Annotated in this window: 31 protein-coding genes; 21 read left to right on the top strand and 10 right to left on the bottom strand. The window is 60.8% G+C overall.

The window, feature by feature from the left end; genetic code table 11:
* Window positions 1-57 precede the first annotated feature (57 nt).
* Both LG281_RS01655 and LG281_RS01650 read right to left on the bottom strand, forming a co-directional pair.
* A complete protein-coding gene (locus tag LG281_RS01655) occupies window positions 58-573 on the bottom strand; it encodes a GNAT family N-acetyltransferase (RefSeq protein WP_404403725.1) in 516 nt (171 codons plus the stop codon).
* Between the two features lie 8 nt (window positions 574-581).
* Entirely contained in the window at window positions 582-896 is a 315-nt protein-coding gene (locus LG281_RS01650; protein ID WP_404403723.1) for a chorismate mutase, read from the bottom strand.
* 278 nt (window positions 897-1,174) lie between these two features.
* Between LG281_RS01650 and LG281_RS01645 the strand changes: the two genes are divergently transcribed.
* Window positions 1,175-1,432 (top strand): YjhX family toxin, encoded by a 258-nt coding sequence (locus LG281_RS01645; protein ID WP_404403721.1) that lies wholly within the window; start codon window positions 1,175-1,177, stop codon window positions 1,430-1,432.
* A gap of 31 nt (window positions 1,433-1,463) precedes the next feature.
* Here LG281_RS01645 and LG281_RS01640 read toward each other — a convergent pair whose 3' ends face one another.
* The 6 genes from LG281_RS01640 to LG281_RS01615 form a co-directional block, all read right to left on the bottom strand.
* Window positions 1,464-1,778 (bottom strand): hypothetical protein, encoded by a 315-nt coding sequence (locus LG281_RS01640; protein ID WP_404403719.1) that lies wholly within the window; start codon window positions 1,776-1,778, stop codon window positions 1,464-1,466.
* 69 nt (window positions 1,779-1,847) lie between these two features.
* Window positions 1,848-2,609, bottom strand: a complete 762-nt coding sequence (locus LG281_RS01635; RefSeq protein WP_404403717.1) for a pentapeptide repeat-containing protein — start codon at window positions 2,607-2,609, stop codon at window positions 1,848-1,850.
* Window positions 2,606-4,090, bottom strand: coding sequence for an Asp-tRNA(Asn)/Glu-tRNA(Gln) amidotransferase subunit GatA (gatA, locus tag LG281_RS01630; RefSeq protein WP_404403715.1), 1,485 nt, complete (start codon window positions 4,088-4,090; stop codon window positions 2,606-2,608). The genes LG281_RS01635 and gatA overlap by 4 nt, the downstream gene beginning before the upstream one ends.
* 20 nt (window positions 4,091-4,110) lie before the next feature.
* Window positions 4,111-4,575, bottom strand: coding sequence for a GNAT family N-acetyltransferase (locus LG281_RS01625; RefSeq protein ID WP_404403713.1), 465 nt, complete (start codon window positions 4,573-4,575; stop codon window positions 4,111-4,113).
* 8 nt (window positions 4,576-4,583) lie between these two features.
* Window positions 4,584-4,871 carry an Asp-tRNA(Asn)/Glu-tRNA(Gln) amidotransferase subunit GatC gene (gene gatC, locus LG281_RS01620; RefSeq protein ID WP_404403711.1) on the bottom strand — a complete coding sequence of 96 codons (288 nt, stop codon included), beginning with the start codon at window positions 4,869-4,871 and terminating at the stop codon, window positions 4,584-4,586.
* Window positions 4,872-4,997: 126 nt separating this feature from the next.
* Complete coding sequence (locus tag LG281_RS01615; protein WP_404403709.1) at window positions 4,998-5,537, bottom strand: hypothetical protein; 540 nt, start codon at window positions 5,535-5,537, stop codon at window positions 4,998-5,000.
* 79 nt (window positions 5,538-5,616) lie between these two features.
* On the opposite strand from LG281_RS01615, the gene ruvX reads away from it, so the two are divergent.
* From ruvX to LG281_RS01545, 14 genes are all read left to right on the top strand, one after another.
* Window positions 5,617-6,081 carry a Holliday junction resolvase RuvX gene (gene ruvX / locus LG281_RS01610; protein WP_404403707.1) on the top strand — a complete coding sequence of 155 codons (465 nt, stop codon included), beginning with the start codon at window positions 5,617-5,619 and terminating at the stop codon, window positions 6,079-6,081.
* A gap of 68 nt (window positions 6,082-6,149) precedes the next feature.
* Window positions 6,150-7,115, top strand: coding sequence for an aspartate carbamoyltransferase catalytic subunit (locus LG281_RS01605; protein WP_404403705.1), 966 nt, complete (start codon window positions 6,150-6,152; stop codon window positions 7,113-7,115).
* Entirely contained in the window at window positions 7,112-8,410 is a 1,299-nt protein-coding gene (pyrC, locus tag LG281_RS01600; protein ID WP_404403703.1) for a dihydroorotase, read from the top strand. The genes LG281_RS01605 and pyrC overlap by 4 nt, the downstream gene beginning before the upstream one ends.
* Window positions 8,407-9,006, top strand: coding sequence for a glycerol-3-phosphate 1-O-acyltransferase PlsY (gene plsY / locus LG281_RS01595; RefSeq protein ID WP_404403701.1), 600 nt, complete (start codon window positions 8,407-8,409; stop codon window positions 9,004-9,006). The genes pyrC and plsY overlap by 4 nt, the downstream gene beginning before the upstream one ends.
* Before the next feature lies 1 nt (window position 9,007).
* Window positions 9,008-10,123: a DNA-processing protein DprA gene (gene dprA, locus LG281_RS01590; RefSeq protein WP_404403699.1), complete on the top strand. Its 1,116-nt coding sequence runs from the start codon at window positions 9,008-9,010 to the stop codon at window positions 10,121-10,123.
* 221 nt (window positions 10,124-10,344) lie between these two features.
* The gene (gene topA, locus LG281_RS01585) at window positions 10,345-12,891 is read left to right on the top strand and encodes a type I DNA topoisomerase (RefSeq protein WP_404403697.1); all 2,547 of its coding nucleotides are present in this window, start codon (window positions 10,345-10,347) and stop codon (window positions 12,889-12,891) included.
* Between the two features lie 87 nt (window positions 12,892-12,978).
* Window positions 12,979-15,246 (top strand): ribonuclease R, encoded by a 2,268-nt coding sequence (gene rnr, locus LG281_RS01580; protein ID WP_404403695.1) that lies wholly within the window; start codon window positions 12,979-12,981, stop codon window positions 15,244-15,246.
* A gap of 5 nt (window positions 15,247-15,251) precedes the next feature.
* Complete coding sequence (locus tag LG281_RS01575; RefSeq protein WP_404403693.1) at window positions 15,252-15,689, top strand: DUF983 domain-containing protein; 438 nt, start codon at window positions 15,252-15,254, stop codon at window positions 15,687-15,689.
* Between the two features lie 100 nt (window positions 15,690-15,789).
* Window positions 15,790-15,957, top strand: coding sequence for a 50S ribosomal protein L33 (rpmG, locus tag LG281_RS01570; RefSeq protein ID WP_404403691.1), 168 nt, complete (start codon window positions 15,790-15,792; stop codon window positions 15,955-15,957).
* A gap of 216 nt (window positions 15,958-16,173) precedes the next feature.
* Complete coding sequence (locus LG281_RS01565) at window positions 16,174-16,497, top strand: ArsR/SmtB family transcription factor (protein ID WP_404403689.1); 324 nt, start codon at window positions 16,174-16,176, stop codon at window positions 16,495-16,497.
* Window positions 16,494-16,925 carry an SRPBCC domain-containing protein gene (locus LG281_RS01560; RefSeq protein ID WP_404403687.1) on the top strand — a complete coding sequence of 144 codons (432 nt, stop codon included), beginning with the start codon at window positions 16,494-16,496 and terminating at the stop codon, window positions 16,923-16,925. The genes LG281_RS01565 and LG281_RS01560 overlap by 4 nt, the downstream gene beginning before the upstream one ends.
* 62 nt (window positions 16,926-16,987) lie before the next feature.
* Window positions 16,988-17,212 (top strand): hypothetical protein, encoded by a 225-nt coding sequence (locus LG281_RS01555; protein ID WP_404403685.1) that lies wholly within the window; start codon window positions 16,988-16,990, stop codon window positions 17,210-17,212.
* An 11-nt stretch (window positions 17,213-17,223) separates the two neighbouring features.
* Window positions 17,224-17,649, top strand: coding sequence for a DUF1801 domain-containing protein (locus LG281_RS01550; RefSeq protein ID WP_404403683.1), 426 nt, complete (start codon window positions 17,224-17,226; stop codon window positions 17,647-17,649).
* A gap of 20 nt (window positions 17,650-17,669) precedes the next feature.
* Window positions 17,670-18,056 (top strand): DUF1801 domain-containing protein, encoded by a 387-nt coding sequence (locus tag LG281_RS01545; protein WP_404403681.1) that lies wholly within the window; start codon window positions 17,670-17,672, stop codon window positions 18,054-18,056.
* 394 nt (window positions 18,057-18,450) lie between these two features.
* Here the strand turns inward: LG281_RS01545 and LG281_RS01540 are convergent, their stop codons facing one another.
* Together LG281_RS01540 and LG281_RS01535 are read right to left on the bottom strand one after the other, a co-directional pair.
* Complete coding sequence (locus LG281_RS01540) at window positions 18,451-19,821, bottom strand: PleD family two-component system response regulator (RefSeq protein WP_404403679.1); 1,371 nt, start codon at window positions 19,819-19,821, stop codon at window positions 18,451-18,453.
* Window positions 19,822-19,876: 55 nt separating this feature from the next.
* Window positions 19,877-20,251: a response regulator gene (locus LG281_RS01535; RefSeq protein ID WP_404403677.1), complete on the bottom strand. Its 375-nt coding sequence runs from the start codon at window positions 20,249-20,251 to the stop codon at window positions 19,877-19,879.
* A gap of 101 nt (window positions 20,252-20,352) precedes the next feature.
* Between LG281_RS01535 and LG281_RS01530 the strand changes: the two genes are divergently transcribed.
* The 6 genes from LG281_RS01530 to LG281_RS01505 all read left to right on the top strand — a co-directional run bounded on the left by LG281_RS01530 (window position 20,353) and on the right by LG281_RS01505 (window position 24,971).
* Window positions 20,353-20,622, top strand: coding sequence for a DUF3572 family protein (locus LG281_RS01530; RefSeq protein ID WP_404403675.1), 270 nt, complete (start codon window positions 20,353-20,355; stop codon window positions 20,620-20,622).
* 8 nt (window positions 20,623-20,630) lie between these two features.
* Window positions 20,631-21,944 carry a DNA polymerase IV gene (locus tag LG281_RS01525; RefSeq protein WP_404403673.1) on the top strand — a complete coding sequence of 438 codons (1,314 nt, stop codon included), beginning with the start codon at window positions 20,631-20,633 and terminating at the stop codon, window positions 21,942-21,944.
* The gene (locus tag LG281_RS01520) at window positions 21,934-22,392 is read left to right on the top strand and encodes a RidA family protein (protein WP_404403671.1); all 459 of its coding nucleotides are present in this window, start codon (window positions 21,934-21,936) and stop codon (window positions 22,390-22,392) included. The genes LG281_RS01525 and LG281_RS01520 overlap by 11 nt, the downstream gene beginning before the upstream one ends.
* A complete protein-coding gene (locus LG281_RS01515; RefSeq protein WP_404403669.1) occupies window positions 22,392-23,147 on the top strand; it encodes a glycerophosphodiester phosphodiesterase family protein in 756 nt (251 codons plus the stop codon). The genes LG281_RS01520 and LG281_RS01515 overlap by 1 nt, the downstream gene beginning before the upstream one ends.
* Window positions 23,148-23,321: 174 nt before the next feature.
* Window positions 23,322-24,485 carry a GNAT family N-acetyltransferase gene (locus tag LG281_RS01510; protein WP_404403667.1) on the top strand — a complete coding sequence of 388 codons (1,164 nt, stop codon included), beginning with the start codon at window positions 23,322-23,324 and terminating at the stop codon, window positions 24,483-24,485.
* A 66-nt stretch (window positions 24,486-24,551) separates the two neighbouring features.
* The gene (locus LG281_RS01505; RefSeq protein WP_404403665.1) at window positions 24,552-24,971 is read left to right on the top strand and encodes an HIT family protein; all 420 of its coding nucleotides are present in this window, start codon (window positions 24,552-24,554) and stop codon (window positions 24,969-24,971) included.
* The last annotated feature ends 39 nt before the right edge of the window (window positions 24,972-25,010 follow it).

Genomic DNA, 25,010 nt, shown 5'->3' with positions numbered 1-25,010 from the left:
CTGCGCGGATTGCGCGGAAATGATAGAAACGGGGATAGCGGAAATGAGGAAGGGAAACTAGTGGGTCGTGACCACCAGTTGCTTTTCCATGCGCACTTTTTCGATGCGCTGGCCCAGCAGCCGGGAGAATTTGACGCCGCGCCAGACGATCTCATAGCCCTCTCGGGCATAAAACCGAATCGCGCCGCCATTTTCAGCGTGGGTCTCAAGGACGGCGACATCGTGCCCGGCCTTGAAAATATCGTGCTCGACCGCATGCAGAAGCGAACGGCCAACCCCGTGCCGTTGATAGGCCGGGCCAACCCAGAGGTCCGAGATATAAGCGCTCATCGGATCGCGCGCGCCCCAGCCGATCAGCGCACCTTCGTCCTCGGCAACCGTAATCGCGGGCGAGGCATTGATGCAGAAAAGCTGAAACGCCAGCAGCAACGCTTGCCGATCCGCCTCAATTCCCCTTTCGGAATCGGCGGCAAGGATATGGCGCATGCTCGAATCCCAAGCGGCGAATGCCAGCTTGCCGAGCTTGTCGGCCTCTGCAATCGAAGCACGCCGCAATGTGAGGTGGTCGAGCATTCTGGTCTCTACCGGTTCCGGGTTCGCCCGATAATGATGCCCTTTTCGTAATTGATATTCCAATCAATTAATGTTCGCCAGATCAGCTCCGCCTGATCCTCGTCCAGATCAAGCCCAACCGCCCGCTCCCGCACCCTCGCGATCATCGCCTCGATCCGCACCGGATCGTAGGCTTCGTGCGGGTCCGTCTTGATCTCCGCCATGCGTGTCACATAACCATGCCGCTCAGCAAAAAGCGCAAGAAGCGCCTGATCGATCCGGTCGATCTCGGCGCGGACGTCTTCCTTGGTTTCGCATTCGGCGGGTAATTTGCTGGCGGTCATCTTTTTTCATTCCAGTTCCGGATCAAAACTGATGCAGGTGTGCATCGCCACGCTCCGAAAAACAACCACACCGTGCGAGGTTTCTTCCCAAAACGCGACGCGCCGGATATCCTACTGGCCTATGTTTACACTGTCTGAGCTCTGATGAGGCCTCGCCCGCAAGGGTGGGGCTGATATTTCGAACCCCTCGTCCTCCCGCGCTTCGCGGGCGGAATGAGGTCGTTTGGCCAGTGGCGGCGCAAATTAAGCGCTGCCCATCAGCAGACAGACTTTCGAAAATGGATATCTCCAAAGACGAACAGCGGGTGCTCCACGCACTCGCACAGGGCGGTCGTATCGTGCCGCTCAAGGACGAACGCGGCAAAATCATCGATATCGAGTGCTACAACCGCGACGGATGGCTTATGACCCAGTGCGGCATGCACCTTTTCAAAAAACTCAGGCGCCGCAAAACGATCGCCTCACATAACGGCGGCCCATACCGCATCACGCGCCGGGGCATTGAATTGGTCCGTAGCCAGCCGGACAATCGCTAGAAATTCTTGGGGCGCGGTTTCGGCCGCGCTCCTATTGGGCACCCTCGCTCAGCGTCAGCGCCATATGTTCCCATTCCTTGGCCACGGAAGGGGTAGAACGCTTCTTGCCGGCGCGGCGATACCAGTAATCGGCATTGCCCATATCCGCCTCGATCCAATGCAACAGCGCGTGCACCCAGTCAAACGCCTGCACACCCTCCATCTGCTGAACAATCCGATGCGCCTCCTCCCATTCGGGGCCCATGCGGAATTCGCCCTTCTTGACCCACCAGAGCGCCTGTAGGGGGAGGCTCAAATCCTTGGGCGGTTCGGACCATTCGAGGGTGGTGAAGATATTGGCAGCCATATCTATCTCAAAAACGCTTCGTTTCGCTCCCAGTTAGACGCTTGGAACCGTTAGCGCAATATCCGTCCCCTACTGCGGAAAGACGCGTATGCCGAGCGGCTTGACCACATCGGACAATTGCTCAGGCGTCAGCTTGAGTCCCTCAAAACTCACCAGCCGGGTCACGTCCAGCCCGAAAACCGTCGCCCCGCGCAGGTCGGCATTGTCCAGAACGGCATTGGCAAAATTGCCTTCGGAAAGATCGCAGTCACGCATGTCGGCGCTCGCGAGCGTGCTTCCGCTGAAGTCGGACTGCCTCAGACTGCACTCGGCAAAGACGCAATCGTCCAGCTTGGCATCACGAAACGATACCATATCGAGGATCGCCATCTCGAAAACCACGCGCGAAATCGCCGTTCGGCCACCGATTGACTTGGAAAAATCCGCGTTCTCGAAATCCGTCCCCTGCGCCTTGCACCGGCGGAACGCGGCATCGTAGAGCCGCGCATGAGGGAACCGGCTCACGGCGAGATTGCCACCCTCGAAGATCGCGCCTTCGAGATTGGCGCGCCCGAAATCGCAGCCTTCGCCGCTTTCGGCGTCAAAGAACGCGCAGTCGCGGAAGACGGCATCGGTGAGATTTGCGCCGGGAAACCCTACCTTCGTGAACCGGCATCTCTCGAACTGTGTACCGGAGAGATCGGCGTCGATAACGCGCGCATTCGATAATGTGCAATCGCGCAGAATAATTGCGCCGGCCGGCAAATCGGACCAGTCGATCTCCGACAGGTCCGAACCTTCAACCGGTTGCCCGGCCGCAATCAGATCCTCGAATTGGGCCTGTCCGATCACCACCACTTTTCGGGCGAGAAGTCTTGCCCCGCACTCTTTTCGATCACCCGGCCGGCGGCGAAAAGCGTTTCCTCGTCGAACGGCTTGCCGATGAGCTGCAGCCCCAGGGGCAGTCCCTGCCCATCCTTGCCTGCCGGCACGGCGATGCCCGGCAAACCGGCCATGTTGACGGTCACCGTGAAGATGTCGTTGAGATACATCTTGACCGGATCGGCGTGGAGGTCCTGATCCGCGATCCCGAACGCCGCCGAAGGCGTCGCCGGCGTCAGAATCGCATCGACACCGGCAGCAAACGCATCCTCGAAATCCTTCTTGATGAGTGTGCGCACCTTCTGTGCACGGACGTAATAGGCATCGTAATAGCCCGCCGAAAGCACATAGGTCCCGATCATCACCCGCCGCTTGACCTCACGCCCAAACCCTTCGGCGCGGGAAAGCTCGTACATGTCCGTGATGTCCTTGCCCGAAACCCTGAGGCCGTATTTCACCCCATCATACCGCGCTAGGTTCGACGACGCCTCCGCCGGCGCCACAATGTAATAGGCGGGCAGCGCGTATTTGGTATTCGGCAAGGAGATATCCTTGACCGTCGCTCCCTCGGCCTTGAGCCATTCGAGCCCCTGATGCCAGAGCGTTTCGATTTCCTCGGGCATCCCGTCCATCCGGTATTCCTTCGGAACCCCGATCGTCAGCCCCTTCACACCACGTTCCACCGCGGCGGCAAAATCCGGAACAGCGAGTTCCGCGCTCGTCGAATCCTTGGGATCGAACCCGGCCATCGACTGCAGCAGGATCGCGCTGTCCTCGACTGTCCGGGCAATCGGTCCGGCCTGATCGAGCGAGGAGGCGAACGCCACAATCCCCCAGCGCGAGCAGCGCCCGTAAGTCGGCTTGATCCCCACAGTGCCCGTGAACGCTGCCGGCTGGCGGATGGATCCGCCTGTATCGGTCGCGGTCGCCCCGGCACAGAGCCACGCGGACACAGCCGCCGCCGAGCCGCCGGACGATCCGCCCGGCACAAGATCCTTGTTGCCGCCCGTACCCCGCCAAGGATTGACGACCGGGCCGTAGTACGACGTCTCGTTCGACGACCCCATGGCAAACTCGTCCATGTTGAGCTTGCCCAGCATCACTGCGCCATCGCGCCAGAGATTGGAGGTCACGGTCGATTCGTACTCGGGCTTGAACCCATCGAGGATGTGGCTCGCCGCCTGGGTATGCACGCCCTTCGTCGCGAACAGATCCTTGATCCCCAGCGGTACCCCCTCGAGCGCGCCGCCCTCGCCCTTCGCGATCTTTTCATCGCTCGCCTTCGCCATTTCGCGCGCCTGATCGGCAGTCACTGCGACATAAGCATTGAGTTTTTCGTTCCCGGCTTCGATTGCCGCGATATAAGCGTCAGTCGCTTCGAGCGAAGTAAAATCCTTCGTCGCGATGCCGTCGCGCAAATCCTTGAGGCTTAAATGGGTAAGATCGGTCACGGACAAATCCTTTTCGAGCGCTAAAGCGCTTTTTCGTAGAAAGCAGAATATTCACTGTCGGGATAATCGAGAAACGCGGCGCAGCGCGTAAATCCCGCACGTTCATAAAGGCGCCAGGCTGGCTCAAAACCCGACGTATTGCCGGTTTCGAGTTTAAGCGTCCTAACGCCCTTCTCTCGCGCCAAAGCTGTGATCGCCTCGAGCAATGCCACCCCCACCCGTTTCCCGCGGACTTGAGGTAGCGTGTACATGCGCTTCACCTCCGCAAGCCCATCTCCATGCATGCGAAGCGCGCCGCAGCCGATCGCACGGCCCGCCTCATCGCGAGCGACAAAGACGGTCGTATCGGCATCCGACATCTGTTCGACCGTCATTTGAAACTGGAATTCGGGCGGTGAGAGCGGCTGAAGATGCGCATTGAGGGCCGCGATCAGCGCGCGCACCTCGTCTTGCAATGGCGTTTCGACGGCGACTGCGACGGCCATGGGGGGCCTTACTCCACGACCTTGGGCACCATGAAGAAATTGTCTTCCGAAAGCGGTGCGTTGGCGACGATCTTTTCGGGATAGCCGCCATCGGTCACCCCGTCCTCGCGCCGGCGCAACACCATCGGAGTCACCGAGGTCATAGGCTCGACGCCGGCAACATCGACCTCACCCAATTGCTCGACAAACCCCAGGATCGCGTTCAGTTCGCCCTCATAGGCTGCAACCTCGTCCTCGGAAATGCGGATGCGGGCCAAATGTCCAATGCGCCGCACGGTATCGGCATCGACCGACATGAATAATCTCCTGCGCTTGAGCGGGAATTGCGAAGTGGTATCGCCGCCTTTTAGCAACGGCTCCGCGCCGCTGGCAATTGCCAAGTGACGATTCAGGCAATGGATAAGGACCTTTTATCGGCCCGATCAGATTTCTACCGCGAGGCCGGGTTCAAGAACGATCAGCCCAGCCCCGTCAAGACGCGGTGCCAGCGCATCGAATGCAGCATCCGCAACAGCATCGGCAACCCCGAGCGCAATGAGCCTCGGCCGCGCGCCTTTGAGAAGGGTCATCCCGGCGGCACTGGCGGCTTGGGCGGTTCCCTCGAGAATCACGACCGCATTGTCGGCCCACCGGTCCCAACCGGCATCGGCAGTCACGTCACAGTCCAACAGAACGACCAGTCCCTCCTCGGGGGCCTCGAACGCAAACCCGCCCTCGAGCCGAAACACCTCGGGCCGGGCAGTCCCCGCAGCCGCATCGATCATCCGCTTGGGTCTGCGAGGCCGCCACGAGACTGGATCGAACGCGGCAATGCCGGCATCGCGCCTATGAACCACCCTACCGGCCCCACTCGTCAGCTCCGCGGCATCGACCGCTTCCGGGGCTCCGTCCGGATCGGTAACGACAATTTCTCCGCCAATGTGAAGCCGAAAGGTCATACCGGCGAACCAAGTCAGCTTCATGCACCACCGCTCCATGCTTGCTTTTATGCTCCATGACGCTGATAAGCCCATAAATGCGCTCCCGCAAGAAAGCCCAACAATGACCGACGAGGACAACCCAAACCCGCTCACCGCCCTGCCCCCATCGGGCAAACTCATGGGCCTCGACCTCGGCACCAAGACCATAGGCGTGGCGATCTCCGACGCTATGCGCTATTCGGCCTCACCCGTCGAAACCATCAAACGCAAGAAGTTCACAGTCGACGCCGAACGCCTTCTCGAACTGATAGCGCAGAACAATATCACCGGCATCGTTATCGGCCTGCCGCTCAATATGGATGGGTCGGAAGGGTCCCGCGCCCAATCCGCCCGCGCCTTCGCCCGCAATTTAGGGCAAAAAACTGACCTCCCCATCGCCTTCTGGGATGAACGCCTCTCTACCATGGCCGTGACGCGCACAATGCTCGATGCCGACCTCTCCCGCGCCAGGCAGGCAGAGGTGGTCGACAAACTCGCCGCGAGCTACATTCTCCAGGGCGCACTTGAGCGGCTGCGGCGGGGATAAAAGGCAAATACGGTCTTGCCGTTGGACGGGCCTTGGGGTACGCACCGCTAGTCGCAGTGGGAACCTCAATGGCACGTCCAGCACCCGACACCTCGAACACGCCTTCCGGCCCCTTCCGTCATCGGCATCTTCTCGGAATCGCCCAGCTCACCCCGGTCGAAATCATCGACCTGCTTGATCGCGCCGAGGCGATGATCCCGGTTTCGCGCCAGCGCAGGACGTTGCCGAACCTCGCCGGAAAGACTCAGATCAATCTCTTTTTCGAAAACTCGACCCGCACCCAGGCGAGCTTTGAAATCGCTGGCAAGCGCCTCGGCGCAACCGTCATGAATATGGCCGTCCGCACTTCGTCCGTCGCCAAGGGCGAAACGCTGATCGACACCGCCGCGACGCTCAACGCCATGCAGCCGGACGCCATCGTCGTCCGGCACGGCTCCTCCGGCGCGGTGGAATTGCTGAGCCAGAAGGTCGAATGTGCAGTGCTCAACGCCGGCGACGGCGCCCACGAGCATCCCACCCAAGCTCTGCTCGATGCGCTTACCATCCGGCGGCACTTAGGCCGGTTGAACGGACTTACCGTCGCGATCTGCGGCGACATCGCCAATTCCCGCGTCGCACGGTCCAATCTCATCCTTTTGGGCGCCATGCAGGCCCGCACGCGCGTCATTGCACCCAAATCCCTGCTACCCAGCGGCGTCGACCAGATGGCCTCCGAAGTCTTCACCGACATGCGCGAAGGCCTGAGGGACGTCGACGTTGTGATGATGCTGCGGCTCCAGAACGAGCGCGCCTCTGGCAAACTCGTCCCCTCCACCCGCGAATTCTACCGCTTCTACGGCCTCGACGCCGAAAAGCTGTCTTATGCCAAACCCGAAGCACTCGTGATGCACCCTGGTCCGATGAACCGCGGCGTCGAAATCGACCCCGCCATCGCCGACGGCCCGCAGTCGGTCATCACCGAACAGGTCGAGATGGGTGTGGCTGTTCGCATGGCCGTCCTCGATGCGCTCTTGAACCGGGAGGGCGCACAATGAATAAGCCGCTCCTTATAGAAAACACACGCATCATCGATCCGGCCTCGGACCGCGATTTCAAAGGTGCGCTGCTCATCGAAAACGGCGTCATAGCCGACACCGCCGAAGGCACCATTCCTGGCGTGCCTGCCGACGCCGAGCGCATCGACGCGCGGGGAATGATCGCCTGTCCCGGTCTCATCGACATGCGCGTCTTCACCGGCGAGCCCGGCCACGAATACCGCGAAACTCTCGAAAGCGCGGGCCACGCTGCGGCGGCTGGCGGCGTCACGAGCATCCTCACCATGCCCGACACGGCTCCCGCTATTGACGACGGCGCACTCGTCGACTACCTCCTCCGCCGCGCCAGCGCGACCACCTGCATCCGAGTCCTCCCCAGCGCTGCAATAACCAAAGGCCTCGAGGGCCAGGACCTGACCGAATTCGGGCTCTTGAGGGAAGCCGGCGCCGTCTGCTTCACCGAAGGCCGCAAGTCGCTGCAGAGCGCCGCCGTCATGCGCGCGGCCATGACCTACGCCACAAATTTCGGCGTCCCTATCGTCCACCAGCCGCTCGACACATCGCTCGCGGGCGAAGGTGTGATGAACGCCGGTCCGCTTGCGACCTTCCGCGGCCTCAGGGGCATCCCCACCCAAGCCGAGACCATCCCGCTCGACCGCGACCTACAGCTCGCGCTGATGACCGGTGCTCGCTACCATGCCGCGCAAGTCTCAACCGCGCGTTCGACCGAACTGCTAGCCCATTACAAAAAGCGTAGCCCTGCGATTTCGGCAGGCATCTCCATCAACCACCTCTGTCTCAACGAAAACGACGTCGGCTCCTACCGCACCTTCTTCAAGCTCTCCCCGCCCCTACGGCACGAAGACGACCGCCTCGCCATGGTCGAAGCGCTGAAATCCGGTGCTATCGACATCATCTGCTCGGGTCACGACCCCCAGGACACTGAGGTCAAACGCCAGCCCTTCGCGGACGCAGCCGAAGGCGCGATTGGGCTTGAAACCCTGCTCGCGGGCACCCTTCGCCTCTACCACTCGGGTGACGTCGACCTCATGACGCTCTTGCGCGCCCTGACCGCGCGCCCGGCGCAAATCCTCGGACTGGAAACCGGCACGCTCGCCAGGGGCGCCCCCGCCGACATCTGTCTGTTCGATCCAGACTACCCCTGGATTGTCGCGGAGGCTACTATCCGCTCGAAGTCGCGCAACACGACCTTCGAGAACGCACGTATGATGGGTAAGGTTATGGCGACAATCGTTGGAGGAAAGATCGTTTACCGGGAGGACGCAGCGCAATGATCGAATATGCACTTGCGCTTATATTAGGATATCTGCTCGGTTCGATTCCCTTCGGCCTGCTCGCCACCCGGCTCGCGGGGCTCGGTGACGTGCGCGCCATCGGCTCGGGCAATATCGGCGCCACCAATGTGCTGCGTACCGGTCGTAAGGACCTCGCGGCGCTAACGGTGATCGGCGATTCCGGCAAAGGCGCGGTCGCCGTGCTGATCGCACTCTGGATCTGGGGTTACGAACCTGCCATGCTCGCCGGCGTCGCGGCCTTTTTCGGCCACGTCTTCCCCGTTTGGCTCGGCTTCAAGGGCGGTAAGGGCGTCGCGACCTATATCGGCATTCTCCTCGCCCTGTCATGGCCGGTCGGACTGAGCTTCTGCGCCGTCTGGCTGCTGGTCGCGTTCCTGAGCCGCTATTCCTCGCTTTCAGCACTGACTGCGGCCGCAATCGCGCCCGTCCTCGCCCTGATCTTCTCCGGTTGGCCGCTCGCTGTCGCTTCCCTGGCCTTGACGACAGTGCTTTATTACACTCACCGAACCAACATCGCCCGCCTGCGCGACGGCAGCGAGACCAAGATCGGCGGCAAGAAAGAGGCGGTGAACTGATATGGACGCGACGCGCTCCCGGCTTTCTCCCGATCAGCGTGTCGCCTGGCTCCGCCTGATCCGCACCGAAAACGTCGGCCCCGCCACCTTCCGCACGCTTATCAACCGCTTCGGGTCAGCAGGAGCCGCGCTTGATGCCCTTCCCGACCTCGCGAGACGCGGCGGCGGGCGCTACATTTCGGTCCCGTCACAATCGCAGGCCGAAGACGAAATCGCCGCCGCCGAAAAGATCGGCGCACGCCTCATCGCCATTTCCGAGCCCGGGTACCCACCGCATTTGCGGCATATAGCGGGGCCGCCTCCGCTCGTAACGGTGTTGGGCGGCGATCTTGCCACCCACGAAAGGACCGTCGGCATTGTCGGCGCCCGCAACGCTTCGACCGCAGGCCGCCGCATGGCGCAGATGCTTGCCCGCGACCTCGCCGCTGCCGGATACATTGCTGTCTCCGGCCTCGCCCGTGGGGTTGACGCCGCAGCTCACGAAGCCGCGCTGGCAACCGGAACCATCGCCGTCATGGCCGGTGGTCTCGACAAACTCTATCCCGAAGCCAACATCCCGCTCGCTCAAGCCATCGTCGAGCAAGGCGGCGTGTTGCTCTCGGAAATGCCCATGGGTTGGGAACCCCGTGCTCGCGATTTCCCCCGCCGCAACCGGCTGGTCGCCGGCCTCTCACTAGGCGTCGTCATCGTCGAAGCCGCCAAGCGCTCAGGCTCGTTGATCACGGCCCGCCTTGCGCTCGAACAGAACCGCGAAGTCTTCGCGGTCCCTGGCTCTCCGCTCGACCCACGCGCTGAAGGCGGCAACGCGCTAATCCAACAGGGCGCGAAGCTCATCACTGGCGCCCACGACATTGTCTCCGAACTCGCACACGCCAGGCCCGATCAAGCCGGTCTGTTCGAAACCGACGACATCGAACTCCCCGCCGCCGACATGCAGGCTTCCAGCGATGACCGAACCCGCCTTGTCGAAGCGCTGGGCTTCACCCCGATCGCGATCGATACGCTGATCCAGGACACCGGCATCCCCGCTCCGGCAATGCAGATGCTGCTCCTGGAGCTCGAACTGGCTGGACGGCTGGAGCGTTCGGGCGGCCAACTGGTCGCCCTCAAGGGCTGAGAATCAGCGGCGTATGGACGAGGCTGCGCACATCAAGTTTATCACCGGACATTGACAGCGCCTCGGCCATTCACCATCTTGCGCCGACCTTGAGGGGTGCGAAAATCAACCCCATTTCCCAAGTTTCAAGGCATGAAAAGCAAAATCGGGAAGAGTGGATACCCGTTTTCCATCCGATTTTGCGACACGTACAAGACCCTATTGCGGAGCCGTTTTCAGGCATGAAAGTCGTTATCGTCGAGAGCCCGGCCAAGGCCAAGACCATCAACAAATATCTGGGCAAGGACTATGAGGTTCTCGCCAGCTTTGGTCATGTCCGCGATCTCCCCGCCAAGGACGGCTCGGTGCGCCCCGACGAAGACTTCGCCATGAGCTGGACCGTCGACACGGCATCGAAAAAACGCCTCTCGGACATCGCTAAGGCCGTCAAGGGCGCCGACGAACTGATTCTCGCAACCGACCCGGATCGCGAAGGCGAGGCGATCTCCTGGCACGTCCTCGACGTCCTCAAGGAGAAAAAGGCGCTCAAAAAGGACGTGCCGGTCAAGCGCGTCGTCTTCAACGCCATCACCAAGGACGCCGTCACCAGCGCGATGCAGAACCCGCGCGAGATCGACGCGCCGCTGGTCGACGCCTACCTCGCGCGCCGCGCGCTCGACTATCTCGTGGGCTTCACCCTCTCACCGATCCTTTGGCGCAAGCTCCCCGGTTCGCGTTCGGCGGGCCGCGTGCAATCGGTGGCGCTGCGGCTCGTCTGCGAGCGCGAAGAGGAAATCGAACGCTTCAAGCCGCAGGAATACTGGAGCGTCACCCCGACGCTCAACCAGTCCGGCAAGAGCTTCCAGACCCGCCTTTATTCGGTCGACGGTGAGAAAACCGACAAGCTGACGGTCAAGACTGGCGAGGACGCCGAAGCGCTCAAGAAGGCCATCGAGGCCGGCAGCTTCCGCGTTGCCAACGTCGAGAAGAAGCCGACCAAGCGCAATCCGTACGCCCCGTTCACCACTTCGACGCTGCAACAGGACGCCTCTTCGCGCTTGTCGCTCTCGCCCTCACGCACCATGCAGATCGCCCAGCGGCTCTATGAGGACGGCCACATCACCTATATGCGAACCGACGCCGTCCAGATGGCCCCCGAAGCCATAGAAGCCGCGCGCCGCACCATCGCGAAAGAATTCGGCGGCGAATACGTACCCGAAAAGCCGAGATTCTATAGCACCAAGGCCAAGAATGCGCAGGAAGCCCACGAGGCCATCCGCCCCACCGATCTTGGCCGGCATCCCGATACCCTGCGAAATCTCGATCCCGATCAGCATAAGCTTTATCAACTCATCTGGCGCCGGGCGCTCGCCAGCCAGATGCGCTCGGCCGAAATCGAACGCACCACAGCCGACATCGACGTCGCTGCGCAAGGTCGCGCCATCACCCTGCGCGCCACCGGTTCGGTTGTCACATTCCCCGGCTTCCTCGGTGTTTATGGCATCGAAAAGACCTCCGAGGATGACGAGGACAGCCGTGAACTCCCTGCGCTCGCGGTCGGCGATACGCCCGCGCTCGAAAAGGTCGACATTGAACAGCACTTCACCCAGCCGCCTGCCCGCTACACTGAAGCGAGCCTCATCAAGAAGATGGAAGAGCTCGGTATCGGCCGGCCCTCGACCTATGCCTCGACCTTGGGCACACTCAAGGACCGCGACTATATCCGCCTTGAAAAGCGTGCGCTCGTCCCCGAGGACCGGGGCCGCCTCGTCATAGCCTTCCTCCAGAGCTTCTTCACCAAATATGTCGAATACGGCTTCACCGCCGGTCTCGAAGAGCAGCTCGACGAGATTTCGGCTGGTGGCATCGACTATAAGGAAGTGCTCCGCAACTTCTGGGATGATTTTTCCAAGCACACGGGCGAGATCAAGGATCTCCGCGTCTCCGAAGTCCTCGACGCGCTCAACGACCTTCTGGGCGACCATATCTTCCCGCCGCGCGAGGACGGCTCAGATCCGCGCCTGTGCCCGACCTGCGGCACCGGCCAGCTCTCATTGAAGCTCGGCAAATACGGCGCCTTCATCGGCTGCTCGAACTACCCCGAGTGCCGCCACACCCAACAGCTCGCAGAAAGCGCCACCGGCCAGGCGGCGGAAGCCACTCCGGGCGACGGTGTCTTGGGCGTCGATCCGGAAACCGGCGAAGAGGTCTTCTTGAAAACCGGCCGCTTCGGCCCATATGTACAGCTCGGGGACGGCAAGGAGGCCAAGCGCTCCTCGATCCCGCGCGGCTGGGACGCCGCGTCGCTGGACCTCGAAAAGGCGCTCAAGCTCCTTTCGCTTCCCCGAGAAGTGGGCACACATCCCGAAACCGGTAAACCGATCACCGCGGGCATTGGGCGCTACGGTCCGTTCGTCCTGCATGACGGCACCTATGCCAACCTTCCCGATGTGGAGGAAGTCTTCACCGTCGGCCTCAATCGCGCGGTTGATTTGATCGCCGAAAAAAAAGCCAATGGCGGCAATGGCACGCGCGGTGCCGCAAGCGTCATCAAGGAATTGGGCGATCACCCGGACGGCGGCGCAATCACTGTGCGCAAAGGCCGCTACGGCCCATACGTCAATCACGGCAAAATCAATGCGACACTCCCGAAGGGGATCGAGCCCGAAGCCGTAACCAAAGAACAAGCCCTCGAACTGGTCGCCGCAAAGGCGGGCACCAAGGGCAAAACGAAAACCAAGGCCGCGCCCAAAAAGAAGGCGGCGGCGAAGAAAAAGACCGAGGCCTAGCCCCTCAAATCGTGCTTGCGCGCTCTTGTGCCAAACAGGAGCGCAGCGCACATTTCCGGGATGCAGGCCGGTCATAAGGACTGATTCATGGCCAAGCGCCCAACGACAACAAAATCCAAAACCCCCGCCCGCTACGGACCGGGCGTTATCCCGACGCGTGAAGAGATCATGGAAGCGGTCTCGGAATTCCCCGAGATCAACTCCAAACGCGAAATCGCGCGCCATTTCGGCATCAAGGGCGACGATCGCGTCGCACTGAAGGTGCTCCTCAAGGACATGGAAGCCGAAGGCCTCCTCGCCCGTTCGCGCAAGGCGATCCGCGTGACGAGCGAACTGCCCGCCGTCACGGTCCTCGACATTCCCGCCGATGCCGATCCCGACGATCTTTACGCCTTCCCTGCAAAATGGAACGAGGACGAAGGCGAAAAGCCCGTCGTTCGTATCCACGTCCCCAAATCCGCTCGCGTCGTCCCGGCCCCCGGCGACCGCATCCTTGCCCGCATCGAGCGCGGTGAGGGCGCCGTGCCGGTCTATACCGGCCGCGCAATGAAGGTGCTCGACAAGCCCCGCAAGGCCGATATCGGTATCGTCCGGATCGATGAGGGCGGCGCGCGCCTCGTCCCGGTCGAACGCAAGGCGCGCGAAATGCGCATCGAGGGCGACGATCTGGGCAAGGCCCGCGACGGCGACCTTGTCGAGGTCGAAGTCACCGTGCGCGGCAGGATGATGATCCCGCGCGCCAAGGTGATCAATGTCATCGGCAACCCGCATTCCGAAGGCGCGGTGAGCCTCATCGCGCTCCATGCGCTCGAAATCCCTTACCGCTTCCCCGCCTCGGTCGAAAAAGAGGCCCTCGCCGCCAAGGAAGCCGGCATGAAGGGGCGCGAGGACTGGCGCGAGATCCCGTTCGTCACCATCGACCCGGCTGACGCCAAGGACCACGACGACGCCGTCCACGCCGAGCCCGACACCGATCCCAACAACCCCGGCGGCTTCATCATCCATGTCGGCATCGCCGACGTATCGCACTATGTCCGCGCCGGCTCGGATATGGACCGGGAAGCCTTCCTCCGGGGCAATTCGGTCTATTTCCCCGACCGCGTCGTCCCCATGCTGCCCGAGCGGATTTCCAATAACCTCTGTTCCCTGCGCGAAGGCGAGAACCGCGCTTCTATGGCGTTGCGCATCGTCATCGACGCCAACGGCAACAAGAAGCGCCACAGCTTCCACCGCGTCATGCTGCGCTCCGCCGCCAAGCTCAGCTACAGCCAGGCCCAAGCCGCCATCGATGGGCGCCCCGACGATGTGACCGGCCCCCTGCTCGATCCCATCCTCAAGCCCCTCTGGGCCGCCTATGCCGCCCTCTCGAAAGCCCGCGACAAGCGCGGTCCGCTCGCGCTCGACCTGCCCGAGCGCCGCATCAAGCTCGACGAAAACGGCATGGTCGCCGACATCTACGTCCCCGAACGTCTCGAAGCGCACCGATTGATCGAAGAGATGATGATCCTCTCCAATGTCTGTGCAGCCGAAACGCTGGAAAAGCACAATCTCTCCCTGCTCTACCGTGTCCACGACGCCCCGAGCGAGGAGAAGGTCATTGCGCTGGGTGAATTCCTCAAATCGCTCGAACTGCCCACCCCGCGCTCCAAGGCGATACGTCCGAGCGATTTCAACCAGATCCTTTACCGTGCCGAAAAGGCGGGCAAATCCGAGCAGGTCAACGAAATGGTCCTGCGCAGCCAGGCTCAGGCCGAATACGCACCGGGTAATTACGGCCATTATGGCCTCAGCCTCGACCGGTACGCGCATTTCACCTCGCCCATCCGCCGCTATGCCGACCTCATCGTTCACCGGGCCCTCATCCGCGCCCTCGATCTGGGCGATGATGGCCTCACCGAAGCCGAAGAAGCCCGGCTCGACCAGATCGGCCAGCATATCTCCGCAACCGAACGCCGCGCCATGGCCGCCGAGCGCGAGACCGCCGACCGGTTGCTCGCTCATTTCCTCGCGGGCAAGATCGGTGCGCGTTTCAAGGGCAAGATCGCCGGGGTCACCACGGCAGGTCTCTTCGTCCGGCTCGATGAGACAGGGGCAGACGGCTTCGTCCCCGCCTCCTCGCTCGGCACCGACTATTTCCGCTATTTCGAGGATCAGCAGGCCCTGATCGGCGAACGCACCGGCGAGCGCTTCCGCATCGGCGACAGGGTCGAGGTGCGACTGCTTGAAGCAGCGCCGATGGCTGGCGCATTGCGCTTTGAGATTCTATCTGAAGGGGAACGTGTCAGGCCTCCCGGACGCGGCCGCCCGCAACGTAGGGCGAAACCGAACCCGCGCGGACGGCGCGCGAGGAGATAGCACCGATGCCCATCATCGATACGACCGCCCAAGATCTACCCGCTGAACCGGAACATCGCGATATCGGGCGGGCCATGATGCGGGGCCTTGCTTGCAAATGCCCTGCCTGCGGCGAAGGCAAGATGTTCCGCGCCTATCTCAAAGTCGCCGACACCTGCCCCAACTGCGGGGAAGAACTCTTCCACCACCGCGCCGACGACGCCCCACCCTATTTGGTGATCTTCATTGTCGGCCACATCATCGTCGGACTCATGCTCCACATCGAGATGGTCTATCGGGTGCATCCAACCTTCTACCTTTGGACCATGCTGCCGCTCGCAACGCTCCTGTGCCTTTGGCTGCTGCCGCTTGTCAAAGGCGCCGTCGTCGGCCTGCAATGGGCCAAACGCATGCACGGCTTCGATGCACGGGCTGTCCCGGACACATTCGGAGAGCCAAGCTGAGCACTTGACTTCCGGCGCAAAATGCATAGTTTGCGCCCAACCTGATTTCCTGCCGCGCGCCAAAATCGCCGCGCGGCCGATTTTTTCAAAGGCGACCGCAATGGCAAAGTCCAACACCATCAAAGTGAAGCTGGTTTCGACCGCGGACACCGGTTTCTACTACGTGACCAAGAAGAACACCCGCACGGCAACCGAAAAGCTTTCCTTCCGGAAGTACGATCCGGTCGTACGCAAGCACGTCGAGTTCAAGGAAGCCAAGATCAAATAAGATCGGCGCTTTCGCTCCAGACGAAAAGACCCCGCTCCGGCGGGGTTTTTTATTGCGCGTTTTCGGCGCCTCCTCTGCGGAACAGAAAAATCCATAGCTAAAGAGATATGGTATTTGGACTAAAATCTCGCATAGGAAAGCAGATAAACAATCCGTTGACACACATATACCCCGTCAGCTATACATTGATCCATAGCTATACAGGTATATATCAAAATGTCGAACGCTCCCGATGTCCTTTTTAGAACGCTTGCCGATCCGACCCGCAGAGCGATCTTCGAGCGCCTGTGCCGTGAAGGCGAAAAAACCGTCGGCGCTCTGACCGAACAGGCCGGAGTGTCCCAGCCGGTCGTCTCCAAACACCTTGGCGTCCTCAAGCAGGCTGGACTGGTGCGCGACCGCCACGAAGGCCGCCACACCCACTACAGCGCGCAACTCGACGCACTATCGCCCCTCGTGGACTGGACCCGTCAGATGGCGGGCTTCTGGCAAAGCCGGTTCGACGATCTTGAGGACTTACTCAAAAGGATGGACCAATGAACGAGACCGCCACCGAAACACGCACAGCCGTCGTTGAACGGGAATTTCCACATCCGCCCGAAAAACTCTGGCGCGCGCTTACCCAACCGCATTTGATCGAGGACTGGCTGATGAAGAACGACTTCAAGCCGGATGTGGGCCACAAGTTCCAATTGACCGGAACCTGGGGCGGCGTTCTCGATTGCGAGGTTCTCGAAGTCGAGCCGCACAAGACACTGTCCTACACCTGGAATTTCGAGCATGAAGATCCAGCCTACAGGTTACACAGCGTAGTCGTCTTCACCCTGACCCCAACGGCGAACGGCACACAACTGCGCGTCGAGCAATCCGGCTTCCGGCCCGAACAGAAACAGGCCTATGGCGGCGCACATGCCGGTTGGAAAGAATTCTTCGCCAACCTCGAAGGCCTGCTCGAACGGCTCGAATAGTCCCTGGAAGCGCCCGGACGGCTTATCTCGGGCGCACCTCCCCCCATCGAAAGGAGCTCATCATGAATTGGAGTTCATGGATTCGGCAATTTCACCGCTGGATGGCCGTCGTCTTCACGCTGGTCGTCGCTGGCATCTTTGTCACCCTCGGCATGGGAAGCGAACCGCCAATGTGGGCTTATTACCTACCTCTGGCCCCGCTTGCCTTTCTCATGTTCACAGGGCTTTACATGTACATACAGCCCTATGCGACAAAGTGGCGGAGCACACGGCGCACCAACATATAGGAGCAAGTCCGATGGCGGATAAAGCTGCTGGAAAGAAACCCGTCCTGCTTTCAGGCGGCAACCCGCAGATCGCCAAGGGCTATGGCGACGGCCCCGTCCAGGAATACATCTCCGCCATGCCCGGCTGGAAGCAGGACGTCGGGCGCCGCATCGACGAGATCGTCGAGCGCACAATTCCCGGCGTGGATAAGGCAATCAAATGGAATTCGCCATTCTATGGCGTCGCGCGGCCAGTCTGGTTCCTCAGCTTCCACTGCTTCGACAGATACATCAAAGTAACCTTCTTCGACGGCGCATCCTTGGACCCTGAACCCCCGGTGAAATCCAAGTACCCGCAGGTCCGGTATTTCCACATCCACGAGGGCGAGGAGATCGACGAAGACCAGTTTGCCGATTGGGTCAAACAAGCCAGCCAATTGCCTGGGGAACGTTTGTAAAAGCGTAAAGGAGAGCCAACTTGAATCCGTCCGAACGCATTGACCAGTATATCGAAGACATTCCCGATTGGCGCGGCGCGACCCTTGCCAACGTCCGCAAGGCCATCCTTGAAGCCGCCCCGGAGATCACCGAGGAATGGAAATGGATGGGCAGCCCGGTATGGTGCCAAAACGGCAACATCGTCGTCGGCAATGCCCACAAGGAGAAGGTGAAACTGACCTTCGCCCAAGGCGCGAGCCTCCCCGATCCCGACGGCCTATTCAATGCAGGCTTTAACGGCAACGTATGGCGCGCGATCGATATCTTCGAAGGCGACACGATCGACGAAAGCGCTCTCCAGAGCCTCGTTCGCGCCGCGATCGAATACAATAAGACCAAAGAGAAGAAGGCGGCGACCAAACGCTGACAGGCAGCGTGCACCCGGCAAAACACCCCGGCTATGTCCTCGGATGTGGCCGATGCAAATGCGCCAAAACGATTTGATCAAATTTTATCAAATCGCGTCTGGAACGCAAAACCTGTTGGGGAGTTAAGAAGTGGCTGGCCCGGGGCGGTTTTCGAAGAGGCCACTCTTTCCGTCACCGGACCAGCCGCCCTACGGTACCAGGAGTTGCGGCGGACCTGAAAGCCGTAGGGAGATTTGCTGTAGCGGGCGCCAATGGCGTTGCCGCTGCAGCACCTCAAACATAATCTGCGCGTCGGCAAACGCCAAGCATACCGGGGCTTTCAGAGCCCGGTTTCGACATTAATAATGAAAGGTTAACCCTAATCGCTAAAGTTTTAGCGAACTATCGCGCGAGCTAAGCGGCATCCGAAACCACCCGGTTCCGCCCGCCCCGCTTGGCGCGGTAAAGCGCGATGTCGGCGCGTTTTATGATGGATTCCGGCGTATCGTCAGCGAATTGGTTGAAGGCAAGTCCGGCACTCACGGTGATGCTGAGCGGCAAATCGAGGCCGGTACGGAACGCTTCATCCGCCATGGAGCCCCGCACGCGCTCGGCTACGTGTTCGGCTTGTCGTGCGTCAGTATCGGGCATCACGACCACAAACTCCTCGCCACCGAACCGGCACGCCAGATCGACGCCACGGATATTGCGCTGCAGGCGCAACGCGAATTCCTTGAGGATCTTGTCGCCGACGTCGTGTCCGTGGGTATCGTTGACCGCCTTGAAGTAGTCGATGTCGAGCAGCATTAGCGCCATATCGCGATCCTGCTCTTGAGATTTGCTCAAAAGCATGGCCATGTGCCGGTCGAAATAGCGGCGGTTATAGAGCCCGGTGAGCTCGTCGATCACGGCCATGGCCATGGTGTTGTTGAGGCTCTCGCGCAACTCGACCGTATAGCGCTGGCGCCGGATCTGTGTTCGGACCCGCGCAGCGAGCTCGTTGCGTTCGACCGGACGCATGATGAAATCGTTGACGCCCAGATCAAGCGCACGAATGACCTGTGGCCGATCCTGCTCGTCAGCGACCAGAATGATGGGCAACGACCGCGTCTGCTCGACCGTCCGCAGTTGCGAACACACGCGTAACGGATCGAATCCCTCAAGCCCCATACTCACGATAGCCAGTTCATAATCGCCGCCCGAGGTCTGAAAGACCGCATCCGCGGGATTGGCCAAAAGGCTCACCGAATGAGAATTGGACAGGTAATCGCGCAAGCGTTCGGCACGCGCGGTATCGGTATCGATAATCAGGATTCGCCCGTCGCCGGTTTTAATGCCGTTGATCGTACGCGCTGCGTCCTCGAGCGCCAGCTCCTGGCTGGTGATCGCCCGCGCGCGCAGTTCATCGGTCAGGACCTTGAGCCGCACGAGGCTCTTGACCCGCGCCATAAGCTGCACGTCGTCGACGGGCTTGGTGAGGAAGTCGTCTGCTCCCGAGTTGAGCCCTTCGACCCGGTCCGAAGGTTGGTCGAGCGCCGTGATCATAACCACTGGAATATGGGATGTCCGCGGATCAGCCTTCAGGATCCGGCAGCACTCGAAACCGTCCATTTCCGGCATCATCACGTCCAGAAGGACGATATCGATCTCCTGCGTCCGGCAGATCTCGATCGCGTCTTTGCCCGAATAGGCGACCGCGACGTCGAAATACTCGGCCAGAAGGCGTGCCTCGAGCAGTTTGACGTTGGTCGGGATATCATCAACGATCAGGACACGGGCGGTCACCGGGCAGTCCTCGCGGCTACAGGGAAACTCTTTGGCAGGGGATAAGGGTTAGCACCTAATCCGCTTTCCCAATGTAGCTTTCAATCGTTTCCAAAAAGTGAGGCACCGAAATCGGCTTGGAGATATAGCCCTCGCACCCGCCTTGACGGATACGCTCTTCGTCACCCTTCATCGCAAAAGCCGTGACCGCAATGACCGGAATGGGCGCGAGGTCTTCGTCTTCCTTGAGCCATTTGGTGACAACCAGTCCCGAGACTTCTGGAAGCTGGATGTCCATCAGAATCAGATCCGGCTTGTGCTCGCGCGCAAGCTCAAGCGCTTCCATACCGTTCCGGGTCTGGATCGTGCCATATCCGCGCGATTCGAGCAGATCGTGAAAAAGCTTCATATTGAGCTCATTGTCTTCCACGATCATTACCGTCTTGGGCATAGGGCCTCTCTGCAATCGGATTCGCGCCGATGCTTCCTGTTGCTATATTGTTCCGGTACCATCAAACCGTTACGAAACAAGAAATAGGCGAGTCTTTACCAATGCGCGAGCAGGCAACTGAAATCAGCGAAATCGCCGACGCATGCCTCACCTGGCTCGCAGCCGATGTGACGGAGCTGGAACGCTTCATGTCGCTTTGCGGCTATTCGCCCCAAAGCCTGCGCGCCGCGGTCGGCACCGAAGGCCTTCAGCACGGCCTCATTGACTATTTCGCCCGTAACGAGCCGCTGCTGCTCGCCATGTGCGCCAACGCCAACTTGCCGGCAGAGCGCGTCATGCGCGCTTGGTATCGGTTCAATCCACAAAGCTGAGCACCACCATGGCCACCGCGCCATATCTATGCCGTGACTGTTTTAGGGAAGGCACCGCTCCTACCCTCCCCGAGCGCTGCCCGCGCTGCGGCTCGCCCCGACTCATCGACCATGATGAACTCTTCGACCTTTCGATCGCCCACGTCGACTGCGACGCCTTCTACGCCTCGGTCGAAAAACGCGACGACCCCTCACTCATCGACAAGCCCGTCATCGTCGGCGGCGGTGTGCGCGGTGTCGTCTCCACCGCCTGCTACATTGCTCGCATGTCCGGCGTGCGCTCGGCCATGCCCATGTTCAAGGCCAGGCGACTCTGTCCGGACGCCATTGTCATCAAGCCCGACATGGCGAAATACGTCGCCGTCAGCCGGGATATTCGCGCGGCTATGGATAGCCTCAGCCCGCTCGTCCAACCCATCTCCATCGACGAAGCCTTCATCGACCTGACCGGCACCCAGCGGGTCCACAAGGCAGCTCCCGCCGTCATCCTCGCCCGTTTTGCCAGGCGCATCGAAGATGAAATCGGCGTCACTGTTTCAATTGGCCTGAGCCATAACAAATTCCTCGCCAAGATGGCATCCGACCTCGACAAGCCCCGCGGCTTCGCCGTCATCGGCAAGGCAGAAACCGTCGAATTCCTCGCCTCAAAGCCCATCACCATGATTTACGGCGTCGGCAACGCCATGGCCGAAACCCTGCGCAAGGACGGCCTCACCACAATCGGACAGCTCCAGACTCAACCGCCCGAAGACCTGATGCGCCGCTATGGCGAAATCGGAGCGCGCCTCGCCCGGCTTTCTCGCGGGGAGGACGCTCGGGTGGTCACGACCGCGCGTGAAACGAAATCCATCAGCACCGAAACCACCTTCAACCAGGACCATTCAGACTTCGAAACGCTGTCAAAGCGGCTTTTCTCGCTTTGCGAGCGCCTTTCCGAACGCCTCAAAAAGCAGAACTATGTCGGGGATACGGTTACGCTGAAACTCAAGACCGCTGGCTTCAAATCCCGCACCCGCGCCCAGCATTTGACGATACCAACCCAATTGGCCCATACGCTCTATGAAACCGGTGAAAAGCTGCTTGCGCGCGAAATCGACGGCACCGCTTTCCGTCTGCTCGGAATCGGCGTCACCGGGCTCGAACCGGCAAGCGGCATCGATCCGGTCGACCTGATTGAGCCGCAGGTCGCCCGCAAGGCGGCTGCCGAAAGGGCTGTGGACAAGGTCCGTTCCCGCTTCGGCAGAGATGCCCTCGTCAGCGGGAGGCTTTATCGTAAGCCCGAGCACAAAGAGACACCAAAGGAGTCCGGTAATGACGATTGACCAGCGCCTCAACGATTTCGGCTACACCCTGCCCACCCCTTCCGCCCCTGCCGCAAGCTACGTACCGGTGAGGCGTTCGGGTAATCTGCTTTACGTCTCCGGGCAGATCTCGACCGACGACAACGGAGCCGTCATCAAAGGGCAGCTCGGCAAGGATATGGACACCGCCGCCGGCCAGAAAGCCGCCGAGCGCTGTGCGATCAATATTCTCGCCCAAGTCAACGCCAATACCGCTCTTTCCAACATCAAATCCATCGTCAAGTTGACGGTCCTCGTGGCCTCCGCCCCGGATTTTCACGAGCAGCACCTCGTCGCGAACGGCGCCTCCGATCTGTTCATAAAACTGTTGGATGACGCCGGTAAGCACGCCCGCGCTGCGTTCGGCGTGGCTTCCCTACCCCTTGGCGCCGCCGTTGAAATCGACGCCGTGATCGAGCTGGACACCTGATGAATTCCTCCCCCTTCGATCAACCCATTGCCCATCGTGGTCTGCACAATCGGGACGAAGGGGTTATCGAGAATTCCGCCTCCGCCTTCGAGGCCGCGATCGCCCGCGGCTTCGCCATCGAGTGCGATTTGCAGCTCACCGGGGACGGCGAGGCCGTGGTTTTCCACGATCATGACCTTGAACGGCTGACCGGCCGCAGCGGCTCCATCCACGACGTGACCGCCGACGACATCTGCAACACGCCACTCCTTTTAAGTAAAGCCGGTGACCGCCCACAAACCTTCGCCGCGTTCCTCGACCAGATCGCCAACCGCACGCCGCTCGTCGTCGAGATCAAGCACCAGGCCAATCCCGCTGCCCGCGACGCTCTCACAAAGCGCGCCGTCGAGGCCGCAAAATCCTATCAAGGCCCACTGGTCTTCAAATCCTTCGATCCGCATACGCTCAAGGCGCTTCGGGACGCAGGCTACAAAGGCCCGCTCGGCATCGTCACCTACGCCTACCGCAATCCCGAATGGGACGGGCAATACAGCCCGTTACAAAGATTTGTGCTGCGTCACCTCTTGCACTGGCCGGTCTCGCGCTTCACATTTGTCTCGTGCGAACGCACTGCACTCGCGCTCCCCGCGATCCGGTTCTGCCGCGCTCTTGGCACCAAGGTGATGAGCTGGACGGTCAAGGATAAGGCGCATGTGCCCGAGGTGCTACGCCACGCCGATCAAATCGTCTTTGAAGGGTTCGACCCCGGTTCGTGACTACTAGGGTCTGTCATCAATTGTAAATAGGGGTTTGATTTTGCATAAATCGTTCAATGCCAAGGCTTTTTGCGCCGCGCAGGGTTGTCCCCTTCGCGCGCGAAAAGCCGCCGGGAGTGGACGATTTATGCAAAACCCTCCGGATATGGCCCGTCAAACCCCTATTTACAATTGATGACAGACCCTACCTCTGAGCTTACAATCTCAGTTCACCCATCGACAGCTTCGATACCCAAAGACCAATGGAACGCACTTGCATCCAATGGTCGAGGAAAGCCTGACAACCCCTTTTTAGAGCACGATTTCTTCCTCGCGCTCGAAGAGTCAGGTTGTGCCACGGCGCAGACCGGCTGGCAGCCCCAGCATATCCTCGTTTCGCGCGGGCAGACGCCCGTCGGCCTGATGCCGCTTTTTCTCAAATCCCATTCGATGGGCGAATACGTCTTCGACCACGCATGGGCAGACGCCATCGAGCGCGCGGGCGGGCATTACTACCCCAAGCTGCAAAGCGCGGTCCCCTTCACGCCCGCCACAGCATCCAAGCTGCTAACACGCGACTGCAGCCTCGAAACCCGCACCACCCTCCTGCGCGCTGCCGAAACTCTCGCCGAACGGCTCGGGGCGTCCTCGGTTCACGCGACGTTCGTCCCTGCGGAAGAAGAGACCGTCGCCCAAAAAGCCGATTGGCTCATACGCCACGACACACAGTTCCACTGGAGCAATGACGGCTATGAAAGTTTCGACGATTTCCTCGCCACCCTGCAATCCCGCAAACGCAAGGCACTCCGTCGCGAACGCCGCGACGCACTCATTGACGGGCTGGAAGTGGAATGGGTCACCGGCGGCGATCTGACTGAATCCCATTGGGACGCGTTCTACGCCTTCTATATGGACACAGGCAGCCGGAAATGGGGGCGCCCCTATCTCAACCGCGAATTCTTCTCACGGGTTTCCGAAGCGTTGGCCGATCGCATCGTCTTGATCCTCGCAAAAGACGGTGATGACTACATCGCGGGCGCGCTCAACTTCATCGGCTCGGACACGCTTTATGGGCGCAACTGGGGCTGTGTACGCGACGTGCCCTTCCTCCATTTCGAGCTCTGCTACTACCAGGCCATCGATTTCGCGATTCGCCACGGCCTCAAGCGCATCGAAGCCGGCGCCCAGGGCGAACACAAGCTGTCACGCGGCTACGCGCCGGTCGTCACCCGCTCGATCCACCACATCGTCCATCCCGGCCTGCGCCGTGCCGTCGCCGACTACCTCGCCGGCGAACGCCGCGCCATCGACCACCAAAATATCGTGCTGTCCGAGCATACGCCCTTCCACAAGAGCTGACCGAACCGTTTGAGCAGGACGCGCGTTGCGTTATAGCTGGGCAATACTCAGAGCAGCGAGGGCATCATGAGCGCGTACGATCCGGACAACATCTTTGCCAAGATCCTCAGGGGCGAAATTCCATCGGTCAAAGTCTACGAGGACGACGAAACTCTCGCTTTCATGGACGTCATGCCCCAGTCCAAGGGTCATACGCTGGTGATCCCCAAGACTGGCTCGCGTAACCTCCTGGACGCCGATCCGGAGGTCCTCGCAAATCTCGTCAAGAAGACCCAGATCGTCGCCAAGGCCGTCGCCACCGCCATGGAGGCCGACGGTCTCCGGGTCATCCAGTTCAACGAGCCTGCCGCCGGCCAGACGGTCTTCCACCTGCACTTCCATATCATCCCGATTTATGAAGGAGTACCACTCCGCCCCCATAGCGGGGACATGGCCGACACCGGCGAGTTGACCGCGCTCGCCGAAATGATCCGCGCCGCGTTGTAGGCTCTGCCAACAACGCCATGCAAAAAGGCCGGCATCCCT

The organism is Pelagibacterium halotolerans (genome assembly GCF_044811015.1).
In the GTDB taxonomy this organism is placed as follows: Bacteria; Pseudomonadota; Alphaproteobacteria; order Rhizobiales; family Devosiaceae; genus Pelagibacterium; species Pelagibacterium halotolerans_A.
This window is presented reverse-complemented; position numbering and strand designations above follow the sequence as displayed.